Here is a 3,723-nt window from a genome sequence, read left to right on the forward strand (position 1 = left end):
AGCGGAGCAGATGATCACTGAAACCGGCTGATCACCGGATCCGTAAAAGTGGGGAATTTTACTTCGGCACTTTTGGGGAATTTTAACTCGGCGTTGACATCTGGCGCGGAGGGTTGTTCGGCGTATCCTACCTTCCGGCCGCCAGCCCAAAAGCGCTCAAGGCGTTTCGACGCCGGGTGCGCAAATGGGGGTTGCAGCGGCGCAGCGACAAGGGGCTGATCGATCTGGCCCGCATGTTCAATCGACAGATTGAAGGGTGGATCGGTTACTTCAGATGCTTCTACAAATCGGCGCTCTATCAGACACTTCGTCTGATCGACGCACATTTGGTCCGATGGGTGATGCGGAAGTACAAACGCTTCAGGCAGCGGCCCCGGCAAGCGCGGCTCTGGCTTGCCAGAATTGCGAAATCCACGCCGGGGTTGTTCGCGCATTGGTCTCTCCTTCACGCAAATGGCCGAACGCTGGGAGCCGTATGAGCTGAGAGGTTCACGTACGGTTCTGGGAGCGCGTGAGGGTGAAATCCCCTCGCGCGACTCGCTTGCCATTGTACCGCCTGAACGAGATCTTCGCCCGCATGGGCGCCGATATCCCGGATACCACGATGGTCGACTGGTGCGGGGGCGCGATGAAGACGCTGAGCCCGCTGATCGAGAAGATCGAGGCCGACGTCATGGCCAGCGACCTTCTTCACGCCGACGACAAGCCCATCCGTGTGCTTGACCGGTCGGCGAAGAAGAAGGAGCTCAGCAAGGCCGTGAAACAGGGCCGGATCTGGACCTACGTCCGCGATCAGCGGCCATGGTCAGGCGCCGCGCCGCCCGGCGTCGTCTACTACTTCTCCCCGGACCGGAAGGGCGAGCATCCGCGCCGCCATTTGGCGGGATCGGAAGGGATCCTGCAGGCCGATGCCTATGCCGGCTTCAAGGAGCTGTACGAAACGCGTGCGGACGGCTCACAGCAGTTCCGCGAGGCCGCCTGCTGGGCGCATCTGCGCCGCGCCTTCCACGATGTCTGGACGGCCAACAAATCCGAGATCGCCCGCGAGGCGCTCGACCGGATCGGCAAGCTCTACGACATCGAGCGCGAGATCGCCGGGCAGCCCGTGGAGACACGGCTTGCCGCCCGCAAGGAACACAGCGCCGACAAGGTCGCGGCCTTCAAGGCCTGGGCCGAGCAGCAGCTGACCCGCATTCCCGGCAAGAGCGACCTCGCCAAGGCTTTCCGCTACGCTCTGAACCGCTGGCCCTCCTTCACGCTCTTCTTGGAGGATGGCCGCGTCGCGATCGACAACAACCCGGCCGAGCGCGCCATGCGGCCTATCGGCGTCGGGCGGAAAAACTGGCTCTTCGCCGGATCGGATACCGGCGGCGAAACCCTGGCCCGCGCGATGACGCTGATCGAGAGCGCGAAGATGAGCGGCCTCGATCCGCAGGCCTACCTCGCCGACGTCCTCGATCGCATCCACGATCACAAGATCAACAGGCTCGATGAGCTTCTGCCGTGGAACTGGGCGCCCATGTCAGAGGCGGCGCCCAAGACCGAAGCCGCCTGAGGCCGCAAGGCGGTTCAAACCGGGCGGTTACTGACAGCCGCGTCCAGTTGAAGGCGTATTTGCCTTCCTTGATGTGCTGCTCGGCGGTGCCGCGCTGGTTATAGAACCGCAACACGCAGTCTGGCTCCATCGGCAGATTGGTGACGATGAAGCCCACACGCGGGAACAGCTCGCCCGGATGCCATTCGATCTTGGCAATGACACGACGAGGCTTGCTCCGTGATACCGACTAGCCGCGTAGGCTACGGACGATCCAACGACGGCTCCGCTTCGCGCAGCAACACGTAGGACTTCGCCCCCTCTTGTTTCCACAGTGCTTCCACGTGGGGTGCAAGCGCAAACGCCGCCCTGGAGGGCGGCGCGTAAGCGTTTGATAACGCGTAGGATTTTGGTTGCGGGGGTAGGATTTGAACCTACGACCTTCAGGTTATGAGTCGTGTCGAACAGACCATGAACGATTGCGCTCGTTTGCGTATTACTTCGACATTTCAGCCACTTAGTGGCCGCTGCCTTGCGCGCGTCATACGCGAGATTGCGCAGAAACTGGCAGCAATTTGCCCCCTCTTGCTTCCACAATGCTTCCACGTGGGCGCCGCGTGATGATCGCGGTAGCACCCCCCTGCATCAGTGCAGCGTGCCGGGTCGGTCCATTGGCAGCGTCTCCAACGTTTGCGCGCGCGCCTTCTTACAAGATTGGATTACGACGTTGATTTCCGTCTCCGCGATGCGGGTCATCTGCTGGAAGTGCCGGATGGTCTCGGTCATGGTATCCACGCTCGCCTGTTGGTCAGCGAGCTGCTCTGTAGCGGCAAAAATCGAGCGCATCTCGCCCAGAATACTCACCGCCTTGTGGGCACTCTCGGGCAGATCCAGCTCCTCTTTGTCCCCGAAAAGCCCGTCAACAAACCCTTCGATTTCCTCCCGTCTCACCCGGGAAAACCTGTTCAGATACTCCAAACTCGCGGGGGCCGTTGCGATCCGGCCAAGCTTGAACGGGTCAGTGCGCTTCTGGTGTGAACTCAGCCCGTTCCACAAGCCTTGGATCAGAACCCCAAAGAACTCGTCTGCTTCAGACTTGCTTTCGAACGTCGGCAAATTGTTGTTCCAGATGCGTTGGATCTCCTGCATTGGGGAAGCGGCGATATCCGGCGTCGCAATGTTGCCCATGAACCGGGCCCTGACCTGATGGTAGGGGAGTGGACAAGAATACTTCACAAGCATCGCCTTTACCGACGAGGCGCCGACACCCTTGTTCTTTGGCCTTTTGCTCATGCTATTCTCTCCACCAAGTTGGCGCCCACGCATGAATGACGCGCGTCGCAGGTTCGCATCACTTTACCCCATCACCCCACATAGGCCCAGAAACCCGACTTCCTGCCATGTTGGCTCCTCAGTCGGGCGACATAGGTCTCGTGCGTCTCGAACGCACCGAAGACCTCGATCTTGGGTGCCAGCTCAGCGCAGGTCTCCAGGTGACGTGCTGCGTGGCGATAGCGCTTGGAGCGTCCCTTGCTCACCGCAAAATCAATCATCGCGCGCAGCACAAGCGTCGCTGCCAGCGGTTGGCTTTCGGCCAGCGCATCCGCGGCCGGGGTCAGATATTCAAAACGGTTGCCATCGATCTCGCTGTGGCGGTTGATCAGCAACTCTGCGGCACGGTCCGGTGACTGCCAATCAAGGAAGAACTGCAGCGCCGCCAGCAGCTCGGGATCAGCCATGGCAGTCGCAACTGCCTTTTCTTCCGCCTCGATATCATCGAAGTCAGGCAGCTTCCGCAGATACGCGCGCAGGTAGTCCGCCCACAGATCGCGTTCAAAACACGCCCAGCGAAACGCCTGTGCCTCTTCTTTGCGGCCCATGGCCTCCAGAACATCGATCCGCGCGTCCTGCCAGTCCATGCGGTCCCAGTCGTCTTCGTCGACATCTGCGGCATCGAGAAAATCCAGCGCCTCGGCGGCCCGGCCGGCATCAACCAATCGACGCGCAATATGGATCGCATTTGTTGGGACTGTGCGGGTCCATGGCTCAAACTGCGCAATGAATGCGTCAACATCCCCCTGTGCATCGGCCTGTACCGGGGCACGGTTCTGAGACAGCGCGTTGCGCTGGTTAGGCCGCCATCTTAATCCCCGTGACGGCTTCGGGTTCAAGGGCTTTTTGCTCGGCCC

General features: G+C 60.9%; 3 protein-coding genes and 2 pseudogenes. 2 read left to right on the forward strand and 3 right to left on the reverse strand.

Translation table 11 applies throughout. From position 1 onward, the window contains the following. The first annotated feature begins 176 nt into the window (after positions 1–176). Entirely contained in the window at positions 177–479 is a 303-nt protein-coding gene (locus tag ACH107_RS30925; RefSeq protein ID WP_412509514.1) for a group II intron maturase-specific domain-containing protein, read from the forward strand. Positions 480–541: 62 nt separating this feature from the next. Next, positions 542–1,555 (forward strand): annotated as a pseudogene (gene tnpC / locus ACH107_RS30930) (IS66 family transposase); the annotation flags it as partial. 31 nt (positions 1,556–1,586) lie between these two features. Here the strand turns inward: tnpC and ACH107_RS30935 are convergent. The 3 genes and pseudogenes from ACH107_RS30935 to ACH107_RS30945 form a co-directional block, all read right to left on the reverse strand. Further along, positions 1,587–1,778 (reverse strand): annotated as a pseudogene (locus ACH107_RS30935) (transposase); the annotation flags it as partial. 401 nt (positions 1,779–2,179) lie between these two features. Beyond that, the gene (locus tag ACH107_RS30940) at positions 2,180–2,827 is read right to left on the reverse strand and encodes a hypothetical protein (RefSeq protein WP_412509512.1); all 648 of its coding nucleotides are present in this window, start codon (positions 2,825–2,827) and stop codon (positions 2,180–2,182) included. 71 nt (positions 2,828–2,898) lie between these two features. Further along, positions 2,899–3,723 (reverse strand): DUF6880 family protein (locus ACH107_RS30945; RefSeq protein WP_412509513.1); only part of this gene is annotated, 825 nt, incomplete at its 5' end.

It is taken from the genome of Roseovarius halophilus (ex Wu et al. 2025) (genome assembly GCF_047086965.1).